The following is a 23897-nucleotide window of genomic DNA, read 5'->3' on the forward strand; positions in this document are numbered from 1 at the left end:
GAACCTCGCGGGGCGACGCGTGGGCATGAAGTGGCCCCTTGGGGAAGAGGAGGTGCGCCGGCGCCGCTCTCGTCACCCTCGATCCGTCCGCGCCGACAGCCCGCCGCCGGCTGGTCGTGCGCGACAGCCTTGCCCGGGTGGTCCTGACCCGGGATGCGTGCGAAGGCGACTACCGAGGACTCGACGCGCTGGTCGTGGATCTCGACGACGTGGACTCGCCACCCCTTGCTCCGTTCGCCAAAGCGGCGGACCTCACCGCACGTTCAGGAGCGCCGGACCAGGCAACGGCGGATCCGCATCCGGACGACGCCGCGTACATCTGGTACGCGGCCACCGGCACTCCGCAGGGCGTCGTGGTGTCACACCGAGAGCTCCTGGCCGCAGGCGGCTCGCCGAACCCTGTTGGTTCGCCGGCCCTTCGGGGCGCGGACCTCGACGACCTGCGCCCGTGGCGCAGGGTCTTGGAGATCGGCGTCGGCGCTTCCGGACGCTTCGGCGCCCTGCGCGACCTCCCGGAGTGCGAGGAGTACTGGGGTACGGGCCCGTGCGCACGCACTCTTGCGACGCTCGCGGCCCGGGCGCAGTGCGGTCCGGCGCTCACTAGGCGGACCCGGCTGCACTGCCAGGACCTCGAGGACACCACCGGGCTTCCCTCGAGCCACTTCGACGCGATCGTGCTCGACGCGGTGGTGCGCCGCTGCGCCACCCCCACTGCCGTACGTGACCTCGTCGCTCGCACCCTGCCCCTTCTCGCGCCCGGCGGGACGTTGTTCCTCGGCGACGTGAACATCGGCCGGGAGGACATGGGCTCCGATGGCGAACCGCCGCTGGACCCCGGTGTGTTCACCGCACTCGCCCATGAACTGCCGGCGGTCCGGGCCGTGGACCTGCGCATCAAGCGGAACATCCACCACGACGAGCGGACCCGTCACGCCTATGACGTCGTCCTGCATACCGAGGAGCCGGTCGCCGATCTCGCGACCGCTCCCGTCCTGCGCTGGGGCAGTGACGTCTGGTCACCCGCCGGCGCCACGGCGCTCCTGGAGGCGGCACGTCCCGCGTGCCTGCGCCTCGCCGCGGTGCCCGACTCCCGTGCGCCCCACGCCTGGCCCGCCCCGGATCCGGAGGAGCTGTGCGCGGCCGGTGAGCTCCTGGGATATCTGGCCCTGCCGACGTGGTCGGGGCAGGGGCGCGAGCTGCTCGACATCGTCTACGTCGACCCGGACCAGGTCCCGGCCGGCCCTCTGACCGGCGTATACGCGCCGCCGACCGCTCGTTCCGGGGACAGTTCGACGTCGGCGGGCATGACCGCCGATGAGGATTCCACGCGTTCCGAGGAGGCCACCGCCGCGGACCGGACCGAGCCCGGCTCCCCGATCCAGGAGATCGTGCGCGACCTGTTCGCCGAGGTGTTGCGGCTGCCGCGCAGCCGCGTGCACGCCGGATCCGATTTCTTCGCCCTCGGCGCCGACGCATCGGACGCCGATCTGCTGCTGTCCCGGGTCCGCGCCACGCTGAAGGCGGACCCGGGGGTCCGGGCACTGTACGAGGCACCGACCCCCGCGGAGTTCGCCGCGGTGCTCGGCGACAGCCCGGCCGCCGCCTGCGGGCCGGTACGCGCGGGCACGGACAGCGCCGTGCTGCCGCTGCGGCTGCGCGGTCCGCTCGACCGCCGGGCCCTCGACCAGGCCCTGACCGATCTGGGCCGGCGCCATGAGGCGCTGCGCTCCTCACGTGTCGGCGCGGCCGGCACGCGGCTGCGCACGTTCGCCGACGACGACCATCTCCTCGAACTGACCCTGCCCGCCGACTCGGTCGACCTGTGGTCGCATCTGCCGCTGGCGGCAGAACTCGCCCGGGCTTACGAGGCCCGCGCCACCGGAGCCGTCCCACACCGCTCCCCCACCGGCCTCGACTGCGCGCCCCGAGCGCTGAACGGCGACCTTGCACCCACCACGCTGCCGGGCTGCGCCCCGCGCGAACCCCGGTCGTACGACCCGTGCGCACATGAGTCGTACGACCATGTGCAGGTCGACCTGGACGAGCAGCTGCACGCCCGGCTCGTCGCGTTCGCCGCCGCGCACGACGCCACCCTGTTCACGGTGGCGCACGCCGCGCTGGTCACGCTGCTGAACTCGCTCGGCGTCGGCGGGCAGCGGGTGACGGTGGCAGCGCAGGTCCCGGCACGGCACGGCCAGGCCCTGCGCGGCGCGGTCGGTTTCTACGCGCGCACTCTGGCTCTGTCCGCGGACACCACAGGTGACCCCGCCTTCAGCGAGCTGCTGCGCCGGGTGCACAGCGCGGACCTGGTCGCCTTCCGGAGCACCACCGGCGAACTCGCCGAAGCCGGAGGTGTCGCCCTGGCCGTGCTCCAGGAAGTGCAGGGAGAATCCTGGCAGTTCGAGGCGGCCGGGCTCACCGTGCGGCCCGAACGGCCCCGACTGCCCGTACCGGATGCCGATGTGGTGCTCACGCTGACCGAACGGCAGACCGCGGAGGGCACCTGTGCCGGCATCGTCCTCGGCGCCGCGTACCGGGACGGGTTGATCGGCCAGGAGACCGCGGCGGAACTCGCCGGGCAGTTCGCTGCTGTTCTCACCGCCGTCCTCGACAACCCGGCGCTCCCTCTGAGCATGCTCGGCCCCCAGCCGCCGTCAGCCGATGCGTGCGCTCCCTGGGCGGGCGGGCAGAGCCCGCTGCCCGTCGACCGCACCGATGACGTCCTCGCACTCTTCCGCACCCAGGTGGCACGTGCCCCTCTCGCTCCGGCGCTGCCCGGTGTGACGTACGGCGAACTCGATGCCCGCGCCGACTTGTTGGCGCGCGCGCTGATCGGTCACAGCGCGGGCCCGGGTACTTCGGTGCTGACGGCGCTGTCCTCACCTGTCGCCTTCGCGGTGGCCGCGCTCGCCGTCCTCAAGACGGGTGCGGCACTGCTGCCGGTGGACCCCTCCACGGCCTTGACCTCCGATGTGTGCCCTGCGGTGCTGCTGCTGGACGAGACGGCGGATCTGGTACTCGGGCCCGTGCCTGGAGCGGTCCGTCTCGTGCAGGGCGAGTCGGGCCCGGCGTCGGCGCCGTGGCCGGTCACGGATGCCGACCGGGTCCGTCCGCTCGCCGAAGGTGCGCCGGTGGTGCTCGCCCCCACCGGCGACGGGACGGTTCTGATCGGTGCCGCCGCCATCGGGGCCGCGGCCCTGACTCCGCCCGGTGACGCCGCCTGGCTGGTCCAGGGATACCCCGACGCGGACACGGCGCTCGGCCTGCTCGGTGTTCTGGTCTGCGGCGCGCGCGTGCACGTGCCGGACGGTTCGCTCACCAAAGCCGTACCGCAGGAAGTCCTCGGCTGGCTGCGGCAGATGAAGGCCCGCACCGTGCTCGGCGGCGCGGACGAGACCTTGTGCGCGTTGCTCGCGCTGGCCCGCGGCGAGGACATCGAGCTTGCTGTCAGCGGTGGCTGGGCGGAGGGCCGCCTGGTCGTCGAGCAGTCCGGTGAAAGTCCCGCCAGGCCCGCCCCGGGATACCGCGTCTATCTGCTCGACGGCGAGCTGCGGCCGGTGGCTCCCGGCGAAGAGGGAGCGCTGTACATCGCGGGTGCGGGTGTGGCGCAGGGCTATGCGGGGGCGCCCGCCGCGACGGGTGAGCGGTTCCTGCCCGACCCGTTCGCACCGGACGGCGTTCCTGCCCGGATGTGGCGTACCGGTTGTGCGGGTCGTCTGGATGCCGGAGGTGCGCTGCGTGTGCTGGACCGCGGTGCGGCCGACGACCCGTTCGACGACACGCTCGCCGCCTTCGTCGTCCTGGCCGACCCGGAAGGCCATCACGCACTGTGGCCCGCGACGGTCGACGCGCCAGCGGGTTGGCGCCGTTCCCACCCCGAGGGTTCCTACGACACGTGCCTCGACCACATCACCGCTCGCCTGGGCGGGCTCTTGTGAGAGCGGCGGATCGTCTCGGGCGGGTTCAGGAGCTGCCGTGCGCCGCTGTGGTCTGCACCGCGTCCGCGGCACCCTGTTGCATCTCCGTGAGCGCCTTGGCCAGGAGACGCCAGATGTGCGCGGCAAGGTCGAGGTTCGCGTCCGCATGCGCCTGCTCGGCGAGGGCACGCAACCCGTCCACTCCGCTCGGGTCGCCGCTGCGGATCCGCAGTTGGTTGCGGAAGATGTCGAGCCGGACCTGGTCGCGATGGCTCATCCGCAACTGCTCCTGGGCGAGTTCGTCGAGGAGGGCGCCGGCGTCGTCGTACCGGCTGGTGAGGAACGCGTACTCGACCTTGAGCGAGTTGAGCTGCTGGCGCAGACCGTCGGTGCCCACGAAGGCCAAGGCCTGCTCGGCACCGGTGATGCAGGCCTGCACGGCCTGCGCGTCGGGCGGTGTCTGCACGACGAACGAGCGGCCGGCGGCGATCCGCAGGCGCAACCAGAGCACCAGGTCCTCCTTGCTGGAGAACCCGTCGAGTGCTTGCTGCAGCAGGCGTGCCGCGCCCGCGTCGTCACCCTGTCGCGCACGGATGGCGGCCGCGCCCCACAAGGACTCCGCCCAGAGGGAGTCCGTGCGGCCCTCGACCAGCGCGATGAGCTCGTCGGCGTTCGCCTGTGCCTCGGTCAGCCGCCCCGCCTCGCTTTGTGCCGAGAGCAGGGCGAGCAGCACCCCGGCCTGGTCGTCGACGCCCAGAGTGTGCTCCCGCGAGAGCTGATGGGCGGTCATGGCGAGGTCCAGGGAGTAGGGAATGTCGCCCAGGGCGCGCACACAACGCGAGAGCCGGCTCAGGCCCCGCACCCTCAGCGGCACAAGGCCCACCTGGTCCCCGAGCCGTATCAGCTCTTCGAGATGGACCCGCTCGGCCTCGAAGTCGACCTGCCGGCGGCAGTGTTCGGCCAGGAGCCATACGGCCTGCCAGCGCAGCACCGGTGACTCGTGTCCTTCTGCGGCCAGGGCTTCCTGCAGGGTGACGAGCGCGTCGTCGGCGCCTGTCGAGGCGGCGAGGCTGAGCGCGTTGGCCAGCGAACCGCTCGCGGGCTCCTCGAAGTCCGCCGGCTGCACACCGAGCCGCTCGGCGAGATAGGCGACCGCCCGGTCGGTGGGCTGGCGTGCCCCTGACTCCAGGCGGGAGAGATAACCCGTCGACATGCCGTCCCCGGCCAGCGCGGTCTGGGAGAGCCCTTGGGCGGCACGCATCTTCTTCAGGCGCTGGCCGAACGCGGGTTGTCGAAGCATGGAGGCCTTTCGCCGGGTCCCCTTGTGTTCCAGGAGCGGGAACAGAAGCGGAATGCTCTGGCTGCCGGCGGGAAGCAGACCGGCGGGGTCACATCGAGGTTAGACAGGGCGGCAACAGCCAGGCAAACATTTGCCAGGACGCCGGCCTGCGCCTTTGCCCGCTCTCGTGTGTTTCTCGTGCCGTTCTCACGACTTCTTCGAGTGTTCGTCCAGCGAGGACGGGCAGGATCTCCGTATTAGGTCAGGTTCTCCAGTAATGAGTGATGAGGTGTGTCAATTGCCCCCTCTCGCCCGGGAATCGGAGTCGCCCATGAACTGCCCGATTCCCTGTGCCACGCCCTGGGACGACGGCGGCAAGGCGAAGGAAGCGCAATGCGCCTCGCCAGGGGACGATGACCTCGACTGGCCGTGAGGCGTGCCGGCTGTACGCGGGCTCGCGCCCGCTCACCTCAGGGTGCGGTCCGACATGGCCGCATGGGTGGGCGGCCCGCCTCGCCGGGAGGACATGAACTCCCGTGTGCCGTAGGCAAGGCTGCCCACTGTGACGGGGCGAAGGCCGGGGTCGCACGGCCGCGGGGGGCCTCAGGAAGTCAGGCAGGCCACCGGGCCGGCGAACGCCGGGGTCCCGCGCGGCTGCAGGCGGCCCCGGGAAAGCAGGGCAGCCCGCCGGGCAGCGGCGCGTGTCACCGCTGCGGCAGGCCCACCGGGTCCGGCAGCGTGACGGGGTGGGGTACCGCCCGCGCCCAGGGGAAGCCGAGGTGGAGCTGCAGCTCGGGCGGACGGGACGCGGTGGCCTCGTCCACCGGCAGGGCGATCGCGACCAGCACGTCGGGCGTCGGCTCCAGTTCGAGGAAGTGCCACCGCGGGAACGGGTCCTGGGCCGGTGGACGGAACGCCAGGACGCCGCGCTCGTCGGCCAGGGTGAAGGCGAACTCGTCGAAAGGCAGCCCGAGTCCGAGGCCACGCGCCTTGGAGTAGGCCTCCTTGAGCGTCCACAGTCGCAGCGCGCGCCGGTCGCGTGCCGGGCCCTGCCCGACGCGCGCGATCCACTCCTGCTCCTCGGGAGCGAAGGTGGAGGTGATCGTCTCGATGGCCTGGGCGTCACGGTCGAGAACTTCCACGTCCACACCGATGCGGTGCCTGCGGACGATGCCGAGCAGGTTGTAGCCGCTCGCGTGCGACAGGTTGAAGTCCAGGTGACCGCCGCCGCGGGGCAGTCCGCCGGGCATGGGCCGCAGGAAGGGGCGTCCGCGTGGGGACCTCCAGATGCCCAGTTCCGCCTCCACGAGCCCGGCCTCCAGCGCGAGCGCACGGCGAACCAGGTTGTGGGCGACGAGGTACTGGCGCCGGTCCCGTTCGAAGAGGAAGCGGTCCGCGGTCTGCTGTTCCTCCTCGTCGAGCCAGTGCTCGGCCAGTACGCTCGCGAGCTCGGACGGCAGCTCGTCGTTGGAGCACAGCCATACCTTCACCGGCTCCGGCGGCGAGGCGGTCTCGGTGCGGCGCGCCCGCGGCGCTGTGGTCGCGTTCATGCGCCGCAGCTCAGCGGCCGGCGCAGCATGGCGGTACCGGGCAGCCCCAACAGCTGCTGCGACGTGGGCTGTTCACCACGGCTCACGTCGACGCCCTCCAGCCACAGCCGGGTGAGCGCCTCCAGGTGACGTCCTCGCCACAGGGCTGTCAGATAGGCACCGGTCTCCTCGAGCTCCTCGACGAGAGGGGGCTGGCCCGACTGCTCGCGCAGATCGGCGTGGCGCACGGCGGGGTCCTCGGCGCCCTGGGCGAACCGGCTCAGCAGCCGCGCGAGTTCGTCGCGCCGGCGTACGGTCACGGCGAGGCGGCAGGCCATGGCGGCGCGGCCGACGCGCAGTTCATGGGCGAGGACGGCCAGCGCCGGAGGTGCGCCGGCCCGCGCGGTCAACCGGTCCGCGAACAGCCGGGCCGTCTCCGCCAGATGCCGCGGGGTGGGCGCCGACAACAGGACCAGCTCGTCGCGGTCGTCGAAGTCCGGTGCGGCGGCCAGTACTTCGGGGTCCGACGGTAGGTGTTCCTCCAGGATCACGTGGCCGCTGGTCCCGCTCGCACCGCGCACACGGAGGGCCGCGGTCCGCGCGAGGTCGCTGCCCTGCGGATCACGCCGCTGGGGCAGGGCTGCGCCGTGGCCGTCGGCTCCGGGCGATGGCGTACCGGCAGTCAGTTCTCGGAGGGTGCGCGCGAGCGCCGCGAATCCGAGGCCGGCTCCGGCGTCACCTGCTTCGCTTTCGTCCACGGTGATATCGGTGGTCTCCAGGTCCGCGGCAGCCCGCGCCTGCTCGGCGAGGCGAGCGTCCGCGTATGCCGGCCGCTCCCGCCCGATGTGCCCTGAGGCGCTGGCGCGGATGACCGCGACCACGGTGTCCCCCGTGGTCAGGGCCGCCGTGAGTGGCTTGACGAGGATGCTGCCACCGCCGCTGCCGACCTCTGCGACCACGGCTGCCGCGCAGTCGCCGGCCCGCAGCGTGCGCAGGGCGAGGTGCAGGGCGCTCAGAAAGGAGGTGGCGCCGCTGTCCACGCAGTGGCTCGGCCCGCGCAGATCGAGCAGTGCGGAGAGCCTGCCGGCCGGCGCGCCGCCGCTGCCGGCCGCCCCGGCGAGGTGCAGGCTCACTGCGCGGGGTGATCCGTGTGCGGTGGTGAGGGCATCGAGCCGGGCGCCGACGTGCCCCGCCTTCTCCATCATCTGCCAGACGGTCTCCAGCAACAGGCGTTCCTGCGCGCCGAGTCGTGCGGCGTCCTGCGCATCAAGGCCGAAGAACTCCGCGTCGAACATCTCGAGCCCGTCGGCACTCGCAGCGCATGCGTGCAGGGCTGTGATGGCGTACCGGTCGGCGCCCGGGTTGCCGTACGCCTGCGGTGCTTCGGCCCGCTCGTGCAGGTTGCGCCCCACCGGTACGGAATCCGCGATGGTCCTGGTGGACTCGGCGACCGCCGGCTCGGGGGGCGGATCGTTGAGCGGAGTTCCGGTCAGCAGGGCCACGGCCTGATCCCTGGCCATCGTGCCGCCCTTGAACCGGGTCAGGATCTCCCTGGTGTCCATGCATGTCCTCGGGTCAGGCGGGCCGGAATGCCAGCAGGGCCGCGGCTTCGTCGACAGTGAGCATGTCGGCACGTACGGCGTCCAGGAGCGCACCCACCTCGTCTTGGTTCATCTCAGGGCCGGTGACGGCGTCCTCGGCGCGGACCGGAGCCGGTTCGGTCCCCGTTCCATAGGCGACCGCGGTGACATGGGCCGCCATGGTGGCCAGATCAGGGTGGTCGTAGAGCGTGACAGGCCGTTCGGCCAGGCCGTACGCGGCGTTGATCGCGGCCATGAACTCGGCCGCGCGGATGGAGTCCAGGCCGAATGCATGGAACGGGGCCTCGGGGTCGATCCGTTCCACGTCGCAGCCCACGATGCCCGCAAGCCGATCGCGCAGCGCCTCGCGCACCTGGGCCGTGGAATGGTCCGCGGTTTGCTGCGTGGATCGGCCCTGCGCCTGGACATGGCGTGCGAGGGCGGCCGGGGTCGGGTGGTCGTAGAGGGCGTCGGCCACCACCGCGGTACCGAAGCGGGCGTTGATCGCGGCCATCAGTTCAGCGGTATGGATCGAGTCCAGGCCCAGTGTCCGAAAGCTCTGCTCCGGATCGATCCGGTCGGGCTCCGTGCGCAACACGGCGGCAAGCGCCTGGATCACGCCGGCAAGGCCATCGGTCAGCGGTACGCCGGTCATGGCTCTGCCTCCTGGGTAGTGGGATCGTTGCGCTGGGACTGCCTGTTGCCTCATGCGCCCGACGGACGCCACCAGCGCGTGGAGCGCGCCCCCGATGTGCGACGGATCGTGGCCTCATCCCGTGCGCGCACTGCGAGCAACGCGACGGTGAGTGCGGCCAGTTCATCGGCGTTCGCCCGGCCTCGTTCGACGCGCACGCCGAGCTCCGCCTCACTCGTATCGGGCATGGTTCCTCCTCAAGCCTCCTGGACACGTTCCGCCACCGCGCTTGACGGACGCTTTCGTCCCGCTGGAGCGCACCGAACGGACCTCGGCCCAACTCGTGGGCACCGGGGCCGTTCAGGTCTGTTCGTGCCCGTTCAACAACCTGACCGCCCTGGGAATGCGACGACTTGGCGAAGCGGCTCTTCTCGTCCGCGCTCTGCGGCAACAGCATCCGGTGGCGTAGGTACTGCGGCAGCGGTCGGCCGGAGCTCGGACGGGGTGTGGTGATGTGCCTGGCTCACCAGGTACCGGCCGTGTACGCAGTGGGTGGCGAACGACCAGTCGTCGGCGAAGTCGGCATCCTCGTCCAGCACCGGGTGTCCCTCCGCGTCCCAGTGAAAGCCCACGGCGCTGAACCGGCGCCTCATGCCCTGCCCGAGGGCCTTGGTGTAGGCCTCCTTGAGAGTCCACAGACGCAACAGGCGCGCCATGCGCTCGCCCTCCGGCAGCGCGTCGAGCACATTGGCCTCGCGCTCGGTGCAGACCTGGGGACGCAGCAGCTCGTACGACATCTCTCGCGTGCTCACCTCGGCGTCGACTCCGACCGGTCCGTTGAGGCTGACCGCGGCGACGATGAGTTCCTCGGTATGAGCGAGGCTCAGCTGCAGGTCCTCGCCGAAACCGCGCAACGTGGGCCGGCCACTGGGCTGGTAGGCGATGTCGAGATCCGCGGGGGCGACCTCGAGGACCGCCGCGGCGGTGTGTTTGACGACCAGCCGCGAGACCGCGAAGACGAATCGGCTGGGCGGGGTGGGTGCCTCCCGGTAGCGCGGCCAGTCCCGCCCGAGCAGGGCGCGCAGTTCAGGATCGAGGAGCGCGGCTGTGAGCCACTCGCCCCATGACGTGTGCACCACGACATGCCCGGTGTCCCGGGCGCGTTCGGCCACTTCGTCCCACGGATGCTGGGGCCCGGCCACATGAACGGGTTCTGCCACGGTCCGGCGCACGGTCAACTCCCCGACCTTTCCTCTCAGGACCGCCTCCGGCGCTCCTGGTTGACTTCTCGGTGTGCGGACCTACCTGCTCACCACAGCTGCCGCGTTGCGTACAGGTCGCAGTCGACGCGCTGGTGTACGCGCTCGGCCAGTTCGGTCCAGACGGCTGAGCTCGCGCCTGATGCGGAATCCGCGCCGACGGGCAGCGGCAAGCCGAGCCGCCGGCCGATGCGGCACAGGGCGAGTAGCGCCCATTCGGGCCGGCCGAGGAAGCCCTCATCCGATGGCGCGGCGGCACGGGCCACTCCGAGGACTGCGCCGGCCAGCAGCACCAGGGCAAGCCGGTCGGCAAGGGCACGCGCCGGCGCGCCGTCCGGGTCGGCGGTGGCTGCGTCCCGGAGAGCGCCGTGCACATGGCGCTGCTCGGTCGCAAGCCTGCGCCCCACCTTGGCGAGTTGGGCCGTCGCCCCATCGCCGTCGTCCGTCCCGAAGCAGTGGGCGGTCGCGTCGGGCAGTACGGCCAGGAGTGCCTCGGTGCACCGTGTCGCGCCGACGCCCGGCGCCGGCTCTGCCAGGCGGAACAGTTCGGGCATCGCGGCCGGTTGTGCGCGCACGGAAGGCGCACGCACCAGCTGTTGTTGTGCCACGAGAGCGGCCCGCCAATCGACACCTGCCGTGTGCCGGTGCCCCTCCAGCGCGGCGAGCACCTGGCGTTCGGTGCTGTCGGGTCCGAACTCGCTCTCCTGCAGGACCAGTTCGAGGTCCGCCAGCAGGTCACTGACCAGATGCGGTACGAGGTAGCCGGTCACGGCGACCGGCAGCGCCCCGGCGTCATCGGCGGGGGCGAGGCCGCGCAGCGCGACCGTGGTCAGCGCCTCACAGGCAAGCAGGTCCGCGAAAACGGCTGCGAGAACGGGTAGCCACTGCCGCGCCGCCGGGTCATGCCGGGCCCGGCCGTCCACGATCGCGGCGGTGGTGTGCAGCACGCCACCTGTCGCCGCGAGCAGCGCCGCAGGTCCCAGCAGACGGGCGAGCGCCTGAGCCGGTTCCTGGCGCAGCGGCCGCAGCACCCAGGCGTCGGCGAGGCCGAGGTCGCGGCGGAGCAACGGCCTCAGCCCGCGGACGAATTGCGCCGCGTCCGGCCATGCGGCCGCCTCGTCGCCGATGCCGTCAGGGGCTGCTGTGCGAGGTGCGCTGCCGCTCATGCCCGCGGCGGCTGCGAGGGCGGCTGCGCCGTAGGGGTTTGCGGGGTCTTCGGGGTTTCCGAGCAAGGCCTCCAGGCGCAGCGCACGCTGCGCCACGTCCACAGGGACCGGCACGGCTGCGTAGCCGCGCGCGCCGGCCGCATGTCCGGGGCCCGGGGCGAGCGATCCGGCCGGCGTGTGGTTCACCATCGGCCCGTCTCCTCGGCCTGTGCGGTGTCTTGTGCCGTGCACTTCGGCACCTCGGTTGCTTGCGTCGCCTTGGCTGTCCTCGCCGTCATCGCAGCCGGCTCAGCTGACTCTCCGCACGCCACTTCGCAAGGCTGAGCGCTGCCCTGCCGTCGCGGCCGAACCACTCCCGCACGTAGTGGCGGGCATCGACCAGGCGGGCGTCCGGTCCCAGGACTTCCGCCACGGCCTGCGGCCGCAGCAGTACCTGGTGCGTGGAGATCAGGGTCACTCCCGACACGCCGGGTTCGATGGACCACTCACCGGTGTGGGCAGCGACCAGGTCGGGGGGCAGCGTCTCCTTGTAGACGATGCGCCCGGCGGCCGGAAAGCACAGCCGTACGGTCTGTGCGGTGACCGACAGACCGGTATGGGCGGCACAGGTTTCCAATACGGCGATCTGAACACCGGGCCGTTCCTCGCAGACCTCCGCGGCATCGATGTGCGGCAGGAGATCGGCCCAGTCCTGAACCCGGTAGAGAAAGTCGTAGACGAGTTCGGGCGGGCCGTCGATTCGGGTGGTGTCCTGGAAGGACAGCAGGATTTCGTCGAAGGCGTCCCACTGTTCGGCGATGCGCCGGAGCCCGTCGAGGCGGAGCAGCACGTCCGTGTCGAGTTCGTCGGGCGTCTGGGTCGAGGACTCACAGCGCAGCGTCAGGCTCGAGCGCGCTGCGTCCTCGGGTGCGACGCTCCAGGTCCCGGACGCCACTGCACCCGGCCAGGAGGCGTCGCCAGCTGCGAACTCCTCGTAGTCGACCGACCGGTCCTCGGGCCGCAGCACGCGCTTGATCCGTGTGGAACGGATCCGTCCGGCGACGAGTTCCCACACCCACAGGTGCTCCTCGACCCCGTCGAACTCCATGCGTTCCACGTGCATGTATGAGGGGAGGAACAGGGGCCATCGTGGAGCGTCGGTCAACAGTCCGAAGACCGCCGAGGCGGGGGCCGCCACAGAGACCGTGTGCTCGACGAAGTGCGCTGACCGCGACGACATGAGCGGGCCCTCCTCCCAGTCCGCGCAGATACGCCGAGCCTGAACGGCAGACCTGGAGCGGCACTTGAGTCCGGACGGAGGCAACCCGATTCATGTCCCGCCGCAGCGAAACGGCCCCACCAGGACGTGTGTCACGGGTGGAGACCGCTTCCTCGGCTGCTCAGAAAGGTTCTTCGGTTTCGTCGGCGGGGCCGAGTTGCGTCATCCGGTCGGGGTCAGACCGCGGTCGGCGGCCGTCCCGTTGAGGCCGCTGCCTCCCGACGCGGCAGGGCCGCTGAGCGGGCCGGAGACGAGGATGGAGCGCTGCAACTTGACGAGCGCGGCCGAGGGTTCGAGGCCGAGGTCGCGCACGAGTGTCGTACGGAGCTGCTGGTAGGCGTTGAGTGCCTCGCCGCGGCGGCCGGAACGATGCAGGGCCACCATGAACTGTCCGTACAGGCTCTCGTGGGTGGGGTAACGGCTGATGAGCACGGTCAGTTCGGCGAGGAGTTCGCGGTGCCGGCCCAGCCGGAGGTCGGCGTCGATGCGCTGGTCGAGCGCGCAGAGCCTGCTTTCCTCCAACCGTTTGACCTGCGGCTTGAGATGAGGTCCGGTCTGGATGTCGGCCAGGGCCTGTCCGGTCCACAGGGCCAGTGCCTCATTCAGCCGCTTTGCCGCCTGCGGGTAGTCCTCTGCGTCCATCGCCCGATACCCGGCACCTGCGATCCGCTCGAAGTCCCGCATGTCGCTGCGTCCTTCGCCGGTGTTGAGCAGATAGCCGCCGGGCACGGTCATCAGTACGTCCTTGGCGCTGCGCTGCGGCGATTCATCGCCCTGACGCAGTGCCGCCTCGATCAGTTCACGCAATTGCAGGATGTACGTCTGCAGGGTGGGGCGCGCACTGCGCGGGGGCTCGGCGCCCCAGAGTTCTTCGATCACGGTGGCAACCGGGACGACTTGGTCGGCGTTGAGCGCGAGCAGAGCAAGTACTTGTCGCGGTTTCGGGGCCGTGGGAGTGACCGAAACACCCTGCTCCCGTACGGCCAATGCACCGAGTACGTCGATGTCCACGCTGTCTTCCCGTCGTCTGTGGAGTGTTCGTCGAGCGCGCGGCCATGCGGCGCGCGGCTGGCCCGATGGGCCTCGTACGACCCGCTAGCCCCAGGGGTTGTTCGGGTCGGGCTCGACGACGACGGGCTGCTCACCATCGTCCGTTCCGGCGGTCGTCACCGCCGTCACCGCCGGCGCAGCCGAGTCGGCAGAAGTGGCCAACTGCGAGGTCGCGCCTGTCACGACCGCAGCGAGGAAAAAGGCGCAAGAGGCACGAAGCAACCAGTTCTTCATCATGTGCGCTGGCTCCCGTTTCACGAAGTCCGCCCTGGTGGCGGCGCTTGAGGATGCCTAAAGGCTGGCAAGTCGCGCCATCGCGTCACGATCGACCAACTGCCCGTGACGATAGAGGAACGATAGTGGCCGCATCGGGCCGCGGTTCGGGGCGGCTCAGGGCTTCAACCACGCCCTGCCGCCCGGGAAACACGCAGGTCGGCACCGGTCCTGGGGTGGGCGCGACACGGCAGACGACTGGCCGCCGGCCAGTGAACACCGCAGGCAGGTGGCCGAAATTGATCCGTGATAGCCGAAAATCGCCGATCCATAAGTGCGAGAATCCTGATACAGGCGCCGCTTCCCGGGCCATTCCACGCCGTATGCCGCCTTACGGAGAAACCGGGAAGAAGATCCCTTCGGGTCTCGGCGGTATTTCATGAACGTCTCTGTCCCCGAGCATCCGTCTCACTTCCCCGGAGAATGACATCACGACCCGATCGGCGTTAAGGATCCGTCAAGACCGTTCGCCGGTCCCGGAACTCCCGAACGGCCGGGCCGCGCCGCCCGATCCGAGTTCGAGCGTCTCGAACCAGGAGTTCTTGCCGCCGGAGCACGGGAATTTGCGCCGCGTCCTGTTACATACACGTGTTTGACGCGTTGACTGGCTCATCAGCGGATCTTTAGAGTTCATCGAGCGGCGCACGTTCCTTGGGGGGGAAACTACGTGGGGCAGCAGACCATGTCCGGGGACGGTAGCGAGATCTGCTCATCCGGCGTCGCGTTCCGCATTCTCGGGCCCCTCGAAGCGAGCGTCGGTTCCACGCCGCTGCACCTCGGCGGCACGCGCCAGAGGACCGTACTCGCCGCGCTTCTGCTCGATCCCAACCAAGTGGTGAGCACCGACCGGCTCATCCGCGCCATGTACGAGGAGAATCCGCCGCCGACGGCACGCGCCCAGCTCCAGATCAGTGTGTCGGGTCTGCGGCGCCAGTTCGTGGCCCACGGCGTCGGTGACGTCATCCGCACCCACCCCAGCGGATACCTCCTTCAGACCGACGAGGCGGGCCTCGACGCCCTGCGCTTCCACTCGCTCGTCGACACGGCGCGCGAACTGCGGGACGCGCGGCAGGATCAGCAGGCGGCGGCCGCCTACCGCGAGGCACTCGCGCTATGGCGCGGCGCCCCGTTGGAGGGGCTGCCCGGCGAAGTGGTCGAGGCCGGGGCGAGCCGGCTCACCGAACAGCGCGTCACCACCGCCGAGGAGCACATCCGCCTCAGACTCGCACTGGGTGAGCACAGCGTCCTGGTGAGCGAACTCTTCGACCTCATCGAGGAGTTCCCCCTGCGCGAGCGGCTGCGCGGCCAGCTCATGCTGGCGCTCTACCGTTCCGGGCGCCAGGCGGAGGCGCTCAGCGTCTACCGCGACACCCGACGGCTGCTGCTCGACGAACTGGGCGTGGAACCCGACATCCGACTCCGTGAGCTCGAGCATTCGATCCTCACCACGGACCCCCGTCTCGACCACCCGGACACTCGGCTTCCTCCCGCGGGCGACGGCGGGCCGACGGCCGCGGCGGACGTTCCGGAGATGCTGCCCGCCGCCCTCGCCGACTTCACCGGGCGCGAGAGTCTGGTCGCCCGCATCCGCGAACTGGTGGTGGCGCCGCCCGACGGTTCCCCGCTGGCAGTGCCCCTGGTCACGCTCGTCGGCAAGCCGGGTATCGGCAAGACCACCACGGCCATCCACGTGGGCCACCAGGTCGCCCCGGACTTCCCCGACGGACGGCTCTACGCCGAACTGCACGGCACGACGTCCGCTCCGGTGTCGCCCGCCCAGGTGCTCGAACGGTTCCTGCGCGCCCTCGGTGTCCAGGGCACGGCGATCCCCGAAGGCCTCGACGAACGGGCGGAGATGTACCGCGCGCTGCTCGCGCAGCGGCGGGTGCTCATCATCCTCGACAACGTCGCCGAAGAGAGCCAGATCAGACCACTGCTGCCCGGCAGACCCACCTCCGCGGTGATCATGACCAGCCGTCGCCATATCGGCAGCCTCGCCGGCGCGGTACGGGTCGACGTCACGACCTTCGCACCCCAGGAGTCCGCGGATCTCCTCGGCCGCATGGCAGGGGCGGAGCGCGCCGCGGCGGAGCAGCAGGCCACGACCGCCCTCGCCGAGCTGTGCGGGCATCTTCCGCTCGCCCTGCGCATCGCCGGTGCCCGGCTGGCCGCCCGGCCGCATTGGGAGATCGCCGAACTGGTGGAACGCTTCGAGGACGAGACCCGAAGACTCGACGAGATCAAATATGCCGACGTCGGCATCCGGGCCGTCCTCAGTCTCGCGTGTGACGGCCTGAGCGAGGGCGGAAGGCGGCTGTTCCGGCGTCTGGCGCTCCTGGAGGAAGGGCCGTTCTCCCTGTGGGCGGCGATGGCGCTGCTCGACCAGCCCGAGGCGGCGGTGCGCGACCTGATCAACGAGCTGACGGACGCCCAGCTCCTGGACGCCGCCGGCGCGACGACCGGGCGCAACCGGCAGTACCGGCTGCACAGCCTCATCGTGCTCCTGGCCCGGGAGCAACTGGTCGCCGAAGAGAGCACGCACGACCGGGAGGCCGCTGTCCTGCGGGTACTGGGCTGCTTCCTCTTCCTGCTGGCGCAGGCCCGTGATCGCGAGTACGGCCGGGACGCGCTGATCAAGAGCGATGACGTGTTCCTGTATCCGCTGCCCGCCCCGCTGGTGGACCGGATCCTCAAAGAGCCGTTGCAGTGGTTCGCCAGGGAGCGCTCTTCACTGCCCGCCTACGTCCGGCGGGCCGGCATGATGGGACTCACCGAGCACTGCTGGGGGTTGGCCATGACCTCGGTGCTGTTCCTGGAGACGCAGGTGCGCCTGGACGACTGGCGCAGCACGCACGAGACAGCCCTCGCCGCGAGCCGTAAGGCCGGTGACCGGACCGGCGAGGCGGCCATGCTCCAGTCCCTTGGCTGGCTCGCCGTGACCCGGCAGCACTTCGCCCAGGCCGATGAACTCTTCCGCAAGGCCACGGCGTTGCTGGAAGAAATGGGCAACCACCTCGGTATCGCCCAGACCGCGCGAGGACTCGGCTTCCTGGCCCGGATCGACGGCCGGCTCGATCAGGCCACCGCACATTACGAGGCCGCGTTGAAGATCCTGCGCAAGCGCGGCGAGACCGTCGACGTGGCCTACTGCCTGCACCACCTCGCGCAGATCCAGCTGACCAAGGGGGACGAGGCCGCGGCGGGACGGCTCCTCGACGAGGCGCTGCGACTGAGCCGGCAGGGCAATGGCCGGCGCGTCGAGGCCCAGGTGCTGCACCGGCTGGGCAAGACACATCTGGCGCGCGGTGACCTCGAGGCCGCGCTGGACGCGTTCGAGCAGGTCCTCAGCATCGTCCGCCTGATCGGCGACCACACCGGTGAGGCGTATGCGCTCCATGGTCTCGGCTCGGTGCTGCTGCTGCGCGGGGACGTGAAGGAGGCCGCGAACGTGCTGCAGGAGGCCCTCACGCGCGCGGAGGAGAACCACGAGCGATTGATCATGGGTCACACCCTCGTGAGCCTCGGGGAGCTCTCGCTCACCGCCGGGGACGCCAAGGAGGCAGTGGTCAGACTGCGGCGGGCGCTGGCGCTCTTCCGGATCGTGAACATGCCGGACGAAGAGGCAAAAGCGCTCTGCCGGTTGTACGCGGCTCATCTGGCCGCCGCGGAGACCGAGGCCGCCGAGCAGTGCCGCGCGGAAGCTCGGACGCTGATCTCCTCGATGCCGCCGGAGGTTGCGGGACCGGTCCTCGACCGCCTGCGGGAGGTGGCCGGGTGGGCCGCATCAGGTGATGGTGAAGGCGGCGAAATGATGGTGGAGCGAGAAGCTTAAAGTCACCCGGCAGCGCGCCGGTTCGCCGGAGATGCGGAACGTGGTGGTGACTTCGGGACAGGTGGGTGTCATCCCAAGCCCGGAAAAGTACCGGTCGACATCGAACACGATCTGGTAGAGCCCTTGGCTCTTGCCGTGGTCGCCCCAGTCATCGATCCGGCCGTTCTCGTCCGTCTTGCGCGCGTCGAGCACGACCCATTCCTGGTCGACCAGCACCTCGAGTCTCGCGTGCAGGCCGACGGCGCCGCGGCCGTGGACGCTCTCCAGCGTTTCTACGGTCAAGTTCACCATGACCAACCCTCTGCTCGAACACGGTCGGGGTCGAGCTGCCGTGACCTGGGTCAGAGGATCAGCACCCCTCTATTTTCCTGCCTCTGAAACGCTACGTTGCATTCACTCCACTGACAACCACACTTTTCTCCTCAACCGGCTCTATAAGCAAAGGAGTTGGGGAGATTTAATGGGATAACAGTGGATTCAAACGCGGCACTTCCCCTCTCACCCGTTGCAACGAGCGAGAGGGAAAGCAACACCGCACGGGCATGCGACACGGACGCTTCTCTCCGCGCCCTCATGGTCGCCTGCGCGCCTTGACTGCCGCTGGAGTTTCGGTCGAATACCCAAAGCGCATATGCCTATCCATAGGGAACACCCGGTGCGGCAAGGAGTGGTAGCCGGCGTGTGCAGCGGACGTCACAGATCGGGAGAAGGTGCAGCCTCCCGCCGGCGCACAGCGTGCGCTCCGCCTTCGGACCGTTCGGTCTTGCGTCCCTTGCTGCCGGGCGACAGCGTGCCAGGGTCCACCGCTTCCGCCGGTGTCCCGGTGGTGTAGAGACCGTCGGGCACCGCGTCACGGTCATGCGGCAGCAGCCAGAACACGCGGCGCCGGAACGTGCCCGAGGTCCGTGAGGGCTTGGCCCCGGTGCCGAGCACCGCGTAGCCGACCATACGGCCGTCGCGATGGTAGGTGGGGCGACCCCTGCGGGTCGGGAGCCGGTCCAGGCTCTGGCGTACGTAATCGAGCCCGTGGATGTCCTCGAGCCAGACCAGCTCGACCTCGTGCACCAGTTCGTCGTCCGCGATGAGGGCGCTCACACGATCTCCTCGTCGGCAGTCAGCGCGATACCCGGGTAGTACTTTCGCTGGTTGGAAAGGATCATCTGCTTCGGTGACTCCAGACCGAGTGTCTCGCGAACCCGGGCGGCGAAGGACCGGGAGGAGACGGCCGGAGCGCCTTCCTTGTGGCACCAGGACCCGTAGGCCGCGTAGAGACTTGCCTGTTCGGCCCGCAGGCCGTGGTCCAGGCGGCACGACTCCGCGAAGAAGCGACCTATGTGGTCCTCGGTCTCGGCGTACGCGGTGGTGGCGATGCGCACACGCTCGGGACCGTGCAGGTCCTTGTCACCGCTCAGGTACCGACGTGCTCCCATGATCAACCAGTTGAGGATGCCGGGTCCTTCCTCGTTGACGAGAATGTCCGCCAGATTGTCGACCTTGTACTGGTCGGCGACGACACGCTCGAACGGAATCAGCCGCATCCGGCGCCAGAACGCGAAGCCCCCGGTCCCGACTTCGGGCTGGTGGTTGCCGAGCAGCCAGAGCTTGTGGGTGGGCCGGAAGCTGAAGAAGTCCTGCCGCATGCGGCGTGCCTTGATGCGGTCGCCACCGGTCAGATGCTTGATGCGTGCCTCGTCGAAGCGGTCGCCGGGCCTGACCTCGCTGCACACGATGAGCCGGCGGCCGTGCAGTTCGGCGAGGTCGGTCGGGTGCCCTTCGTAGGAACGGGCCATCAGGAAACCAGGCGGCGCGGCGTCCGCGTAGTCCCCGACGAGTCGCATCACCACGTCCAGGAGCACGGACTTGCCGTTCTTGCCGGAGCCGAAGAGGAACGGCAGGACCTGCGCGCCGACGTCTCCGGTGATGGAGTACCCGAGCAGCAGCTGCAGGAAGCCGATCATCTCCACTCCTGCGGGGCCGTCGCCGAACGTGTCGGTGAGGAACCGGTCCCAGCGCGGCACAGGGATCGCCTCGGGGGCCGCGGCGGTGCGGCGGGAGTGGAAGTCGCGGTCGGGGTCCGGCGGGCGCACCAGTCCGGTGTGGAGGTCGACGATGCCTCCGGGAGTGCACAGCGCGTACGGATCGGCGTCCAGGAGCGCCGCGTTGAGCACCATGCCCGGGGCGGTCCTGGCCTGGGCCAGCATCGCGTTGATCCCGGCGGTGCTCAGGGCGCGACGCCGGTGCTGCTGCAGAGCGGACGCGCTGTGGACTCCGCGCGGGTCGGTCGGGGCAATGGCCTCGGCCAGATCACCGGCGGCCCACAGCACGGTATCGTCCTCGTCGATCTGCCAGCAGGTGCCGTCCCAGCGGCACCAACCGAGCCCGGGGACGTGCCGGTAGTCCTTGGCGTAGAGGCTGACGAACAGTTTGGCGTTGCCTCGATCGGACAGGGAGTCGGGCAGCAGTCCGCGGGTGGTGCTCCCCGTCCCGCCGCTTGGCATGGCCCGGTCGCCGTCCAACTGGCCGAGAACCGGCGCGGTTTGTACGCGCTGGGCAAGGATCTGGGCGGCGACCGCCTCCGCGTCGAAGTCGAAAAGCGTGCTCTCCTCGGACGTCATCCGGCGCCTCGAAGTATTAAGGGTTTACGGGTGCCGGCCTGCAGGCCGCCGCGGATGATCGCCTCGTGGCGTCGCCGCCGGCCGGGACGAGCCGCCTCGGCGGCCCGGTTGAGCAGGTCCAGGACCTCCCCCATGTCCAGATGGCCCGCGGCCACCAGACCACCTGCGGTGTAGGCGGCCCGGTTGAGCTTCTCGGAGAAGCCCGCGCCTTCGGGAAGGGCGGCGCAAGCGTCCACCTCGGCCAGTACTGCGGCAAAAGCCGCCTGCGCCGCCGCATGGCCGAGCCCGCGGCCGGCCACCGTCACGCGGGCGAGCGGTGGCACCGGACGGGTCGCCGCAGGAGTGTCCTGCGGCAGATGTCCCGTGCGCTCGAGTTCCCGGGCCAGCCAGCCCGGCAGCGGCGCCGGCCGGGTGACGGGGCCGACCATCTCGTACGTGCCCGCGCCAGTGACAGTGCCCGGGGCGACGATGTATCCCCCGCAGGCCCGGATGTCGACCTGCCAGGCCAGTGAGCGCCCCGAACCCGATCCGGTGGAGCATTGCCAGCGGCGAGCGCGAGGCACTTGGTACCAGACGTGCAGGCCCCCGGAAGGGGTGCGCACGCGCAGCGTGGTGGCGTCGTCGGCGGGGCTCGGTACACCGCGCAGCGCAGCCAGCACCGCGAGGGTGTGGAATCCGTTGCTCAGTCCGGTGAGATCCACGCTGTCGGCAATGCCGATACCGGGCAACAGCCGCTCCCGTGCTGGGATTTCGCGCACGTGGGCATCGATGTCGACAACGAGCAGACCTGCCGCGCCGCAGGCGACCCCCACGCCCAGGCCCGGGTGCTCCCCCCACCAGCGGTCGATCCTCGCCGAGTCGAGCGTGGCCGCGTAGAAGCCGTGACACCACCGTCCGGCCGATGCGCAGCCGCATCCCCGGTGCGAGTGTCCGGGTTGGCGGCAGGCCGCGCAGTTGCCCGAAGGCGTCTTGCGTCCCGGGGCCAGCGGATGCACCGGCCAGCCCTGCGCGGCACACCACCGCGCGATGGCGAGCGACGGCGGGTTGGCCGGCCCAGGTGTTGAGTAGCTGAGACAGTCACGCAGCTCAGCGGCCATCGGAACCCCCCATCAGCGACCGAAGCGACCCGGCGACGAAGCTAGCGCAGAGCACGAGTTGTGGCGCCAGAGCCTTCCTGAGACCTCAGGTGACCGGCAATCCGGGCGCAGCGACCCGCGACCCGGCGGCAGCGACCTGGGCCCGTCGGCGGCGGGCCCGTCTGTCCGCAGGAAAGACGCAGGTCACAGGTGATGCTTCCCGCGAAGCAGCGACTGAAGCGACTGAACGTTGTGATCTATGACGCCAGGAACTGATACGAACCGCTGAATTGGCTCCACATACCCGGGACTTGGGTCGCTTCAGTCGCTCAGCGGGCTGTGTGAAGTCTGTGACCTGGTGCTTTGCCGAGCTACTGAGGAGCGACCCGCCGCGTCCCAGGTAGCTGCGCGTCAGTCGCCGCCGCGCACACGGTCCGCCGCGCCGCGAGCGTGACTCAAGCTCCTCTTGAGCAAGTCTGGTGCGCTTCGCGAGGCGGCGGTCTCCGTGCTGCTCGGCAGCGACTGAGCGTTCAGTCGGGGGATGGGAGGGCTATGGGGCCTCCGTGGGCTCCAAGTCGCCTACCTGCACGTGAAGTTGGCGTGAGGCCCGCTCCAGCGAGTCCGCCTGGTCGGTGCGGCCCTGCATACGGAGGGCGGCCGCGGACTCGGCGAGGTCGCGGGCCGTCTGCGCGAGCAGCGACTGATCCGCGGCGTCCGCCACCGGTCCCGCGCCATCGGCGATCAGCGCGAGCAACGGCGCCGCCACCGCCGTGGCCGGGGCCTTGGCCGTATGCAGGGTGTGCGCCACCCGCAGCCGTAGCCGGGTCAGGTCCGGCGCTGCGCAGTCCGCGAGCGCCGCGGCCAGGACCGCCGGCTCCCGGCGGCCGAGTCCGTCGAGAAGCCCGCAGGCACGCAGCGCGTTCAGGGCATCGACGGCCACGGGCGCGCCGCCGTCGATCAGTTCGGCCAGCAAAGGCGGGCCGACGGGGTGTCCGCCGAGGACGGCGAGGGTGTGGGCGGTCGCACGGGCGGCAGGTCCGCTGTGGCGCAGCAGGTGGGCGACGCCCCGTACGAACGGCCCCCCGGGTACGGGGTGGCAGGTGAGGGCGTCTTCGGCCAACAGGGCCTCCAGGAGCAGCGGGTTGCCGCCGCTGAGCCGGTGCAGCCGTGCCGCGGCGCGCGGGGGGATACGGCCGGTCGCGGCGGCGTGCGCGGTCACGAAATGCTCGGTCTCCGCCGGGGCAAGGAGGGCGAGTTGCATCCGGTGCACCTGGGGGCTGCGCAGGGTGTCCGCGGGAAGCAGGGCGCGCCACCGGTCGCCCGAGGCCGCCGTGGCCGCCACCACAGTGACCGGGGCCGGCTGCGCGGACCGCAGCACATATTGCAGGGCCTGCAGGGACTGCACATCGGCGTGGTGCACATCGTCCACGCACAGCGTCACGCTCCCCCGGCGGCCGAGGTCACGCAGCTGGGAGCACAGGGCGGCGCCGGTGTCCGTGGCGGAGCGGCCTTCGCCCGTGAGCAGACCGGACAAGGCCGGCTCGGAGCTGCCGGCGAGGAGCCGGTTGAGCACACCGAAGGGACGCTGCCGCTCGCCGGCGGCCGCGGACAAAACGGTGCCCGACATGGCAGCCTGTTGCGCGACCTTCTCCAACAGCGCGGTCTTGCCGAGTCCTGGCGCGCCTTCGATGAGCACGGCCACGGACCGGCCCGGAGCGCATGCGGCAAGTACCGCCTCCTGTACGGCAGCCGCCTGTGCCTTGTCCCCCTGCGTCATCCCGCGCCTCCTTCGCCCTGCTCGCCGTCGTTCCGCGCTGTCCTGCCAGCATGGGAAGCGCGGCTCTACCGGCGCTGGAGCACAAGTCGACCCGGCCCTCCTCAAGTCGGGCTGTGGCGTCGCTCGGGCGCCGTTCGTCACGCTGGGCACTGCAGCATCCGCGCCACGACCAGGTCGGATGCCCCCCTTGTGCGGCCCGCCTGGCTCCCCCTTCCAGGCGGGCCGCCTCCGCGCGTCCGCACCACGGGATCACCTCCGCACGTCAGCACCACCGGACCGCGCCCGCGCATGCCGCCGAGCAGTGCGGATTCCCTCGACGTCACTGATGCACCCCGCAGAGAGGTGAGATCAGTCGACGCTCGGCAGAATGTGCGGCTCGGCGAGATCGTCCTCGTACCCCGCGAGGCGGATCGGCGCGGACCGCGCCCACACCTCGAGGCTGCCCAGTTGGTCCCGGCGCCGGTCGGTTGACCGTTGCTCGCTCTTCGACTTTTCCGGTGTCACCGCGCGCTCCTTCTGTGTCGGGTAACCCTCGGCCGCACCGTCGACGGCTGCGCCGGAACACCGCGGCCACCCGGTGCGGCATTGGTCCGCGCAACGAGGCGCGGCGGCTTTGCGCTGTCCGCCGGCGAGGACGCCGTCAGGCCATGAT

Annotated in this window: 18 protein-coding genes; 2 read left to right on the top strand and 16 right to left on the bottom strand. The window is 70.6% G+C overall.

What is annotated here, in order from left to right:
• Nucleotides 1-38: 38 nt before the first annotated feature.
• A complete protein-coding gene (locus ABT367_RS32175) occupies nucleotides 39-3938 on the top strand; it encodes an AMP-binding protein (protein WP_352256799.1) in 3900 nt (1299 codons plus the stop codon).
• Nucleotides 3939-3963: 25 nt separating this feature from the next.
• Here ABT367_RS32175 and ABT367_RS32180 read toward each other — a convergent pair whose 3' ends face one another.
• From ABT367_RS32180 to ABT367_RS32225, 10 genes are all read right to left on the bottom strand, one after another.
• Nucleotides 3964-5217, bottom strand: coding sequence for a helix-turn-helix domain-containing protein (locus tag ABT367_RS32180; protein ID WP_352256800.1), 1254 nt, complete (start codon nucleotides 5215-5217; stop codon nucleotides 3964-3966).
• A 683-nt stretch (nucleotides 5218-5900) separates the two neighbouring features.
• Nucleotides 5901-6746: a 4'-phosphopantetheinyl transferase family protein gene (locus tag ABT367_RS32185; RefSeq protein ID WP_352256801.1), complete on the bottom strand. Its 846-nt coding sequence runs from the start codon at nucleotides 6744-6746 to the stop codon at nucleotides 5901-5903.
• On the bottom strand, nucleotides 6743-8287 hold the full coding sequence (locus ABT367_RS32190) for a beta-ketoacyl synthase N-terminal-like domain-containing protein (RefSeq protein ID WP_352256802.1): 1545 nt from the start codon (nucleotides 8285-8287) through the stop codon (nucleotides 6743-6745). The genes ABT367_RS32185 and ABT367_RS32190 overlap by 4 nt, the downstream gene beginning before the upstream one ends.
• A 13-nt stretch (nucleotides 8288-8300) precedes the next feature.
• Nucleotides 8301-8960, bottom strand: a complete 660-nt coding sequence (locus ABT367_RS32195; protein ID WP_352256803.1) for a phosphopantetheine-binding protein — start codon at nucleotides 8958-8960, stop codon at nucleotides 8301-8303.
• A 50-nt stretch (nucleotides 8961-9010) separates the two neighbouring features.
• Complete coding sequence (locus ABT367_RS32200; RefSeq protein WP_352256804.1) at nucleotides 9011-9187, bottom strand: acyl-CoA carboxylase epsilon subunit; 177 nt, start codon at nucleotides 9185-9187, stop codon at nucleotides 9011-9013.
• A gap of 132 nt (nucleotides 9188-9319) precedes the next feature.
• Nucleotides 9320-10159, bottom strand: a complete 840-nt coding sequence (locus ABT367_RS32205) for a 4'-phosphopantetheinyl transferase family protein (protein WP_352256805.1) — start codon at nucleotides 10157-10159, stop codon at nucleotides 9320-9322.
• An 89-nt stretch (nucleotides 10160-10248) separates the two neighbouring features.
• Nucleotides 10249-11553, bottom strand: coding sequence for a hypothetical protein (locus ABT367_RS32210; RefSeq protein ID WP_352256806.1), 1305 nt, complete (start codon nucleotides 11551-11553; stop codon nucleotides 10249-10251).
• Nucleotides 11554-11638: 85 nt separating this feature from the next.
• Nucleotides 11639-12583 (bottom strand): SRPBCC family protein, encoded by a 945-nt coding sequence (locus ABT367_RS32215; protein WP_352256807.1) that lies wholly within the window; start codon nucleotides 12581-12583, stop codon nucleotides 11639-11641.
• A 201-nt stretch (nucleotides 12584-12784) separates the two neighbouring features.
• On the bottom strand, nucleotides 12785-13633 hold the full coding sequence (locus ABT367_RS32220; protein ID WP_352256808.1) for an AfsR/SARP family transcriptional regulator: 849 nt from the start codon (nucleotides 13631-13633) through the stop codon (nucleotides 12785-12787).
• An 84-nt stretch (nucleotides 13634-13717) separates the two neighbouring features.
• Nucleotides 13718-13855: a hypothetical protein gene (locus ABT367_RS32225; protein WP_352256809.1), complete on the bottom strand. Its 138-nt coding sequence runs from the start codon at nucleotides 13853-13855 to the stop codon at nucleotides 13718-13720.
• A gap of 757 nt (nucleotides 13856-14612) precedes the next feature.
• Here ABT367_RS32225 and ABT367_RS32230 point away from each other — a divergent pair.
• Nucleotides 14613-17777, top strand: a complete 3165-nt coding sequence (locus tag ABT367_RS32230; RefSeq protein WP_352256810.1) for an AfsR/SARP family transcriptional regulator — start codon at nucleotides 14613-14615, stop codon at nucleotides 17775-17777.
• Here ABT367_RS32230 and ABT367_RS32235 read toward each other — a convergent pair.
• The 6 genes from ABT367_RS32235 to ABT367_RS32260 all read right to left on the bottom strand — a co-directional run.
• Complete coding sequence (locus ABT367_RS32235) at nucleotides 17730-18068, bottom strand: hydroxyisourate hydrolase (RefSeq protein ID WP_352256811.1); 339 nt, start codon at nucleotides 18066-18068, stop codon at nucleotides 17730-17732. The two genes, ABT367_RS32230 and ABT367_RS32235, sit on opposite strands and share 48 nt — an antisense overlap.
• Before the next feature lie 402 nt (nucleotides 18069-18470).
• A complete protein-coding gene (locus tag ABT367_RS32240; RefSeq protein WP_352256812.1) occupies nucleotides 18471-18872 on the bottom strand; it encodes a DUF6009 family protein in 402 nt (133 codons plus the stop codon).
• A complete protein-coding gene (locus ABT367_RS32245; RefSeq protein WP_352256813.1) occupies nucleotides 18869-20392 on the bottom strand; it encodes a DNA primase family protein in 1524 nt (507 codons plus the stop codon). The genes ABT367_RS32240 and ABT367_RS32245 overlap by 4 nt, the downstream gene beginning before the upstream one ends.
• Entirely contained in the window at nucleotides 20389-21489 is a 1101-nt protein-coding gene (locus ABT367_RS32250) for a bifunctional DNA primase/polymerase (protein ID WP_434975585.1), read from the bottom strand. Before ABT367_RS32250 ends, ABT367_RS32245 begins: the two co-directional genes overlap by 4 nt.
• 529 nt (nucleotides 21490-22018) lie before the next feature.
• On the bottom strand, nucleotides 22019-23245 hold the full coding sequence (locus ABT367_RS32255; RefSeq protein ID WP_352256814.1) for an ATP-binding protein: 1227 nt from the start codon (nucleotides 23243-23245) through the stop codon (nucleotides 22019-22021).
• A 348-nt stretch (nucleotides 23246-23593) separates the two neighbouring features.
• Nucleotides 23594-23897, bottom strand: a 304-nt coding sequence (locus ABT367_RS32260; RefSeq protein ID WP_352256816.1) for a hypothetical protein, incomplete at its 5' end; no start/stop codon positions are given.

Source organism: Streptomyces mesophilus, assembly GCF_040300965.1.
Taxonomy (GTDB): Bacteria; Actinomycetota; Actinomycetes; order Streptomycetales; family Streptomycetaceae; genus Streptomyces; species Streptomyces mesophilus_A.

Coding starts and splice junctions, on each gene's coding strand:
- ABT367_RS32180 (WP_352256800.1), bottom strand. CDS start 5,217: ATGCTTCGACAACCCGCGTTCGGCCAGCGCCTGAAGAAGATGCGTGCC.
- ABT367_RS32185 (WP_352256801.1), bottom strand. CDS start 6,746: ATGAACGCGACCACAGCGCCGCGGGCGCGCCGCACCGAGACCGCCTCG.
- ABT367_RS32190 (WP_352256802.1), bottom strand. CDS start 8,287: ATGGACACCAGGGAGATCCTGACCCGGTTCAAGGGCGGCACGATGGCC.
- ABT367_RS32195 (WP_352256803.1), bottom strand. CDS start 8,960: ATGACCGGCGTACCGCTGACCGATGGCCTTGCCGGCGTGATCCAGGCG.
- ABT367_RS32200 (WP_352256804.1), bottom strand. CDS start 9,187: ATGCCCGATACGAGTGAGGCGGAGCTCGGCGTGCGCGTCGAACGAGGC.
- ABT367_RS32210 (WP_352256806.1), bottom strand. CDS start 11,553: ATGGTGAACCACACGCCGGCCGGATCGCTCGCCCCGGGCCCCGGACAT.
- ABT367_RS32215 (WP_352256807.1), bottom strand. CDS start 12,583: ATGTCGTCGCGGTCAGCGCACTTCGTCGAGCACACGGTCTCTGTGGCG.
- ABT367_RS32235 (WP_352256811.1), bottom strand. CDS start 18,068: ATGGTGAACTTGACCGTAGAAACGCTGGAGAGCGTCCACGGCCGCGGC.
- ABT367_RS32245 (WP_352256813.1), bottom strand. CDS start 20,392: ATGACGTCCGAGGAGAGCACGCTTTTCGACTTCGACGCGGAGGCGGTC.
- ABT367_RS32250 (WP_434975585.1), bottom strand. CDS start 21,489: ATGGCCGCTGAGCTGCGTGACTGTCTCAGCTACTCAACACCTGGGCCG.
- ABT367_RS32255 (WP_352256814.1), bottom strand. CDS start 23,245: ATGACGCAGGGGGACAAGGCACAGGCGGCTGCCGTACAGGAGGCGGTA.